Source organism: Tardiphaga sp., from assembly GCF_028290785.1.
Lineage (GTDB): Bacteria > Pseudomonadota > Alphaproteobacteria > Rhizobiales > Xanthobacteraceae > Tardiphaga.
This window is the reverse complement of the sequence record NZ_JAQGJD010000290.1, coordinates 1-4,583: the sequence shown is the minus strand read 5'-3', so window position 1 is coordinate 4,583 and position 4,583 is coordinate 1. Positions and strand designations below refer to the sequence as shown.

4 protein-coding genes are annotated in these 4,583 nt (G+C 65.4%); all 4 read right to left on the bottom strand.

Translation table 11 applies throughout. The annotated features are described in order from the left end of the window. On the bottom strand, window positions 1-868 hold an 868-nt coding region (locus JWR89_RS17495; RefSeq protein WP_299718381.1), incomplete at its 3' end, for a copper resistance protein CopC. Next, entirely contained in the window at window positions 865-1,386 is a 522-nt protein-coding gene (locus JWR89_RS17490; RefSeq protein WP_299718379.1) for a YcnI family protein, read from the bottom strand. The genes JWR89_RS17490 and JWR89_RS17495, both read right to left, overlap by 4 nt. A gap of 11 nt (window positions 1,387-1,397) precedes the next feature. Further along, on the bottom strand, window positions 1,398-1,928 hold the full coding sequence (locus JWR89_RS17485; RefSeq protein WP_299718377.1) for a copper chaperone PCu(A)C: 531 nt from the start codon (window positions 1,926-1,928) through the stop codon (window positions 1,398-1,400). 86 nt (window positions 1,929-2,014) lie between these two features. After that, the gene (locus JWR89_RS17480) at window positions 2,015-4,453 is read right to left on the bottom strand and encodes a TonB-dependent receptor (RefSeq protein WP_299718375.1); all 2,439 of its coding nucleotides are present in this window, start codon (window positions 4,451-4,453) and stop codon (window positions 2,015-2,017) included. Window positions 4,454-4,583 lie beyond the last annotated feature (130 nt).

Genomic DNA, 4,583 nt, shown 5'->3' with positions numbered 1-4,583 from the left:
ACGCGAGGCTGACGCCGTGCAGAAACACCGCCGGCATCATGAGCGTGCGCGGCTCGGCGCTGGCCGCGTGACCGCTGGCCGCGAGCGCAGCGCCGACGCCGAGCAGCGCCAGCAGCGACAATCCGCGCGCCACCGTTCCGCGCTGAGCGAGCGAGGCCAGCCCGAACAATACGGCCACTGCCGTGATCGCGGCCTGTTCGCCGAATGTCCCGCTCGCGCCCGCGCTCCAGACCGCGCGCAGGTGCAGCGATGACAGCGGCGCGGCTAGCGCGTCCAGTCCCTGCAGGCCGATCGACAGTGCCAGCGCCGCGAGGGCCACGACGCCGATCGCGACCAACGGCGTGCGTCGCTGTCGCGCGGGGCGCAACCACGCCAGGAAGAACGCGCCGCCGATGCCCACGAACAGGCCGCCATAGATCAGCAGCCGCGTCGCCCAGATCGCGCCGCGCAAAACAGCATTCCCAGTGGTGGCGATGTCAGGCGGCTGCGCACCGCGGCGGCCGACCCAGAAGATCAGCGATCCTCCCACCGGATGGCCGTCCGCGGAGATCACCCGCCAGCTCACGACGTTGGCGCCGTCGTGCCACTTCGCCGGCGACAGCAGCAGGCTGGCGCCGCGGCGATCGATCTGCGTTACCGCAGATGATGCGCCGTGCTCGTCGATCAAATGGATCGCGAGAACGTCGACCTCCTCGTTGAAGGTCAGCCGCACGCTGGATGGCGGATGCATCAAGAGGGCGTCGTTCGTCGGATCGCTGGAGACCAGGCTGGCATGCGCCAGCGCCGCCGAGGGGTGCAACTGAACCAGCAGCACCCACAGCAGCGTCGCGATCGTGCTCCACCGCATACCCAAGCGCGTAAGCGTCACGGCGCTTTCGGCTTCAGCCGCAGCAGCGGCGCGGGCTCGCGCAGCTCGTCGCGCTTTTGCGTGCCCGCGGGAATCTCGATCCAGCGGTGAACGCCGTTCTCGCACTCTTGCACCACGGGGAAGTACAGCGGCGCTTCCGAATCCGGCAGCTTCATCATCAGCCCGAAGGTGTCGTACAGACTGTCGGGCAACGGGCCGCCCTTCCAGGATACTTCGTCCACGGTTTCGGTGATGGTCTTGCCATGCAGCGCGGCCTGCGGCGCGGCGAGCGGCTTCTTCTTGATCTCGACGGTCCAGCCCGGCTTCATCTGCGGCTTCACCGACAGCACGCCATCGGGAATTTTCACCCGCACGGATATGGTGGAGCTACCGTCGCAGCCATGACCGACGCTGAACGCGCCGCGAAAATAGCTGCCGGCCACGGCTTCGTCGGGCTGGATCGTGACATGCGCCGCGGCCGTGCCGGCCGCGAGCAGCAGCGCGGTGATGGTAAGGCTTGCGCGATACAAATGCTTCATCGGGATGTTCCTTACTTGTGCATCCCGTGATGGCCCGGCATGTCTTTCATGTCCGTCGCGCCCGGCTTGGCCGCCGCGTCGGGCGACTGCGCGCCGACGCCAGCCACGCTGAAGGAGACTTTGACGTCGCCGGCCTTCTCGAAGGTCAGCGTCACCGGCACGCTGTCGCCCTGCTTCAGCGCGCGGTTAAGTTCGAGGAACATCAGGTGATAGCCGCCGGGTGCAAACTTCACCGTCTTGCCGGGCTCGATGGCGACGCCGCCGTCCATCGGCCGCATCGTCATGACGCCGTTGGTCGTCGCCATCTCGTGGATCTCCAGTCTCTTGGAGAAGTCCGTCGAGCCGGTCAGCAGGCGGTCCGGCGTGGTGCCCTTGTTCTCGATGGTCAGGTAACCGCCCGCCACCTTGGCGCCACCCGGCGTGGCCCGGCTCCAGGGTTGCGAAATCACCAGGTTGCCGGATTTGACGTCCTCGGCGTGAACAGGTGCAGCGAGGACCGTCGAGAGCAGGACGAGGCAAGCTATTCGGGATGTGAGGGTCATAGTGTTTCCTTCAATGCGTGCGGTTGGCGTCGGACGTCGATTGTAGACAAGCGCGTGCCGTAGGGGGGACGAATAGGTGCTGTTCATCAGAACTTGATCCTGACATCAGCCACGTAGGTTCGTCCCGGGAAGGGATGAAACAGCGTGTATTTATAGTCGCCAACATTATCGATACCGAAGCTGGCCTGCGCCGTCTCGGAGAAGCGATACTGAGCCCGCAGATCGACCACCGTAAAACTGTCAAAGGCACCGTAGACGTTGGACACCACGTCGGTATTGTCGAGCGTCGAGTATTGCTTGCCGCTGTAGCGCGCCGCTGCGGTGAAGGCCCACCAGGCGTTCGGCCGGTAGGTCGCGCCCGCGGTGGCGCGCCAATCCGGGGTGTTCGGCACGCGCTTGCCGACTGCCGTGGTGCCGGTGGTGCTGACGAAGGAGGGATCGCTGAGAATTCGCGAATCCACGTATGTCACGCTGCCGAACAGCTCCAGGCCGTGGATGACGACGTTGTCCTTGCGGATCGCGAGCTCGACGCCGGTGTTTCGAATCTCATCGACGTTGGTGACGAAGCTCACCGGCGTGGCGCCGGTCAGAAATCCGGTCTGCGAGATCAGCGCGTCACGGATATATTCGTTGAAAAGCGACAGCCGAATATTGCCGTCGGTGAACTTGCGCTGGATCGCAATTTCCTCGCTGAGCCCGTTCTCCGGTTTCAGGTTGGGGTTCGGCGTCGAATATATCGAGCCGGTCTGCACGATCTGGTACAGCTCCGTCACCGTCGGGAAGCGATAGGCCTGGCCGAACGAGCCGGTCACTTCCCATTGTGCGCTCGGCGTCCACGACAGCGAGGCCTTCGGCGAGAACCTGGTCGCGTTCAGTTCGGGCTGATTGACCGAGGTGGTGCCGGTGATGCCGCCCGACGCGGTCTGGATCGTGGCCAGGTTGAAGCCTTCCGACGCGTTCCAGTTTTCCAGCCGGCCGCCGAGGGTCAACTTGAAGTCCGGCGCGAACTTCCAGGCGTCCTGGATCCACAACGCCGTGGTCTGCGTTGCACCGCGGCTGTCGGTGTAGAGCGACGACGTCGAATCCGCGCCGCCGTTCCAGGTCGCCGTGGCATAGGTCGGGTTGCTCAGGACATAGCGGTCGGCATGAACTCCGAAGCTGACTTCGTGAAAATCGTTGGGCCGCCAGATGCCCTTGGCATCGCCGTTGGTCCAGTGAGTGCCGTCAAGCCGGGCGATCTTGCCGTCGGGGGTAAAGGTGGCGCCTGCTGACGCGACGCCGTAGGGGCTGCGCTGGATGTCCTCGAGGAAATCATATCGCGACACCGAGACGTCGAAATCGAACGTGCCCTTGGTGTCGGATTTCACCGAGATCGAATTCGCCAGGTGCTTCTGGCTCAGCGTGTAGTAGCTGCTGGCGAAACCGGCGACGCCGCCGAAGGTCGGAGTGCCCGCGGCGTTGCGCAGATAGGTCTGCACGCTGGAATCGGCGTCATTCGACCAGAAGCCGGTGGTGAAGGTCGCCTTGACCAGCGGCGTGATGTCCCACGCCACCTTGCCCTTCACATTGGCCATTTCGGTATGAAGCAACCCGCCCGCCCCCACCACATTGGCGGCGGCGCCGAGCTTGTTCTGCGCGGCGATGGTGCCGGAGGTGCCTGCCGGCGCCGTGGCGTTGGTGATCCAGCTCAGCGGCTGGCTGTAACTGTTCTGGTAATTTCCACTGATGAGGTAGGAGAAGTCGCCCTTCCGGTCGCCGATCGACAGGCTGGTCTGGTCGGTTCGGAAGGTGCCCTTGGTGTTGTAGCGATCGAAGGTCTGGAACGCCTCGGTCTGCTTCGCAGTGAACTCGAATTTCTCCGGCATCTTGGTGGTGATCAGCAGCACGCCGCCGAGCGAATTGCCGGGATAGGCCGCTGAGAACGGGCCATAGAGAAAATCCACGCGCTGGATTTCCTCCGGTGCCACCAGGCCCCAGCGCGGCGCGCCGAGGGTGTTGTTGTTGGCGATCAACGCCGTGAGCAGGATATCGTCGGCATAGACCAGGCTGCGCGCGCTGGCGCCGACGCCGGCGGTGCGGGTGGCCAGCACGGGCTGGGTGTCGCCGGCGTTGCGCTTGCGCACGAACAGGCTCGGCATGTACTTCACCGAGTCCTCGGTATCGACGATGTTGATCTTCTGCTGGATCTCTGCCGCGGTGATGCTCGCCGAGGTCTGCGGGAGCTGGTACTTGTCCTTGATCGGCGGGTTGCCGAGCGAGGCGTGGGCGACGCTCGCGTCCGTCTGCGGCGCGGGCGAAGCGGCCGGCGAAGCCACCACCGGCCTGCTGCGCCGCGACGCGGACGCCGCGCGCGGCTGCGGCCGTCTGACGGGCCGGACGCCCTGGCGCGGCGCCGGTGCATCGACGGTTACCGCCGGCAGGTCGTGGCTGGCCATCTGTTGGGCCATCGAATCGACGGGAAGGGTGAATAGCGCGCTGCACAGCACGAGAGTGCTGGCGCCGCTGCGGGCGTGTCGTTGGGTCATCGCGGATTTCCGGTGCCGCCATCATGGCCGGCGAACTGAAGCGTGCGGGTGAAGGCGGCCGAGGCCTGCCTCCGTGCAAAACGTCGTCAGATCAGGAAAGGGCCGGAGGGGCGCGGGCCTGCGCGTTGGA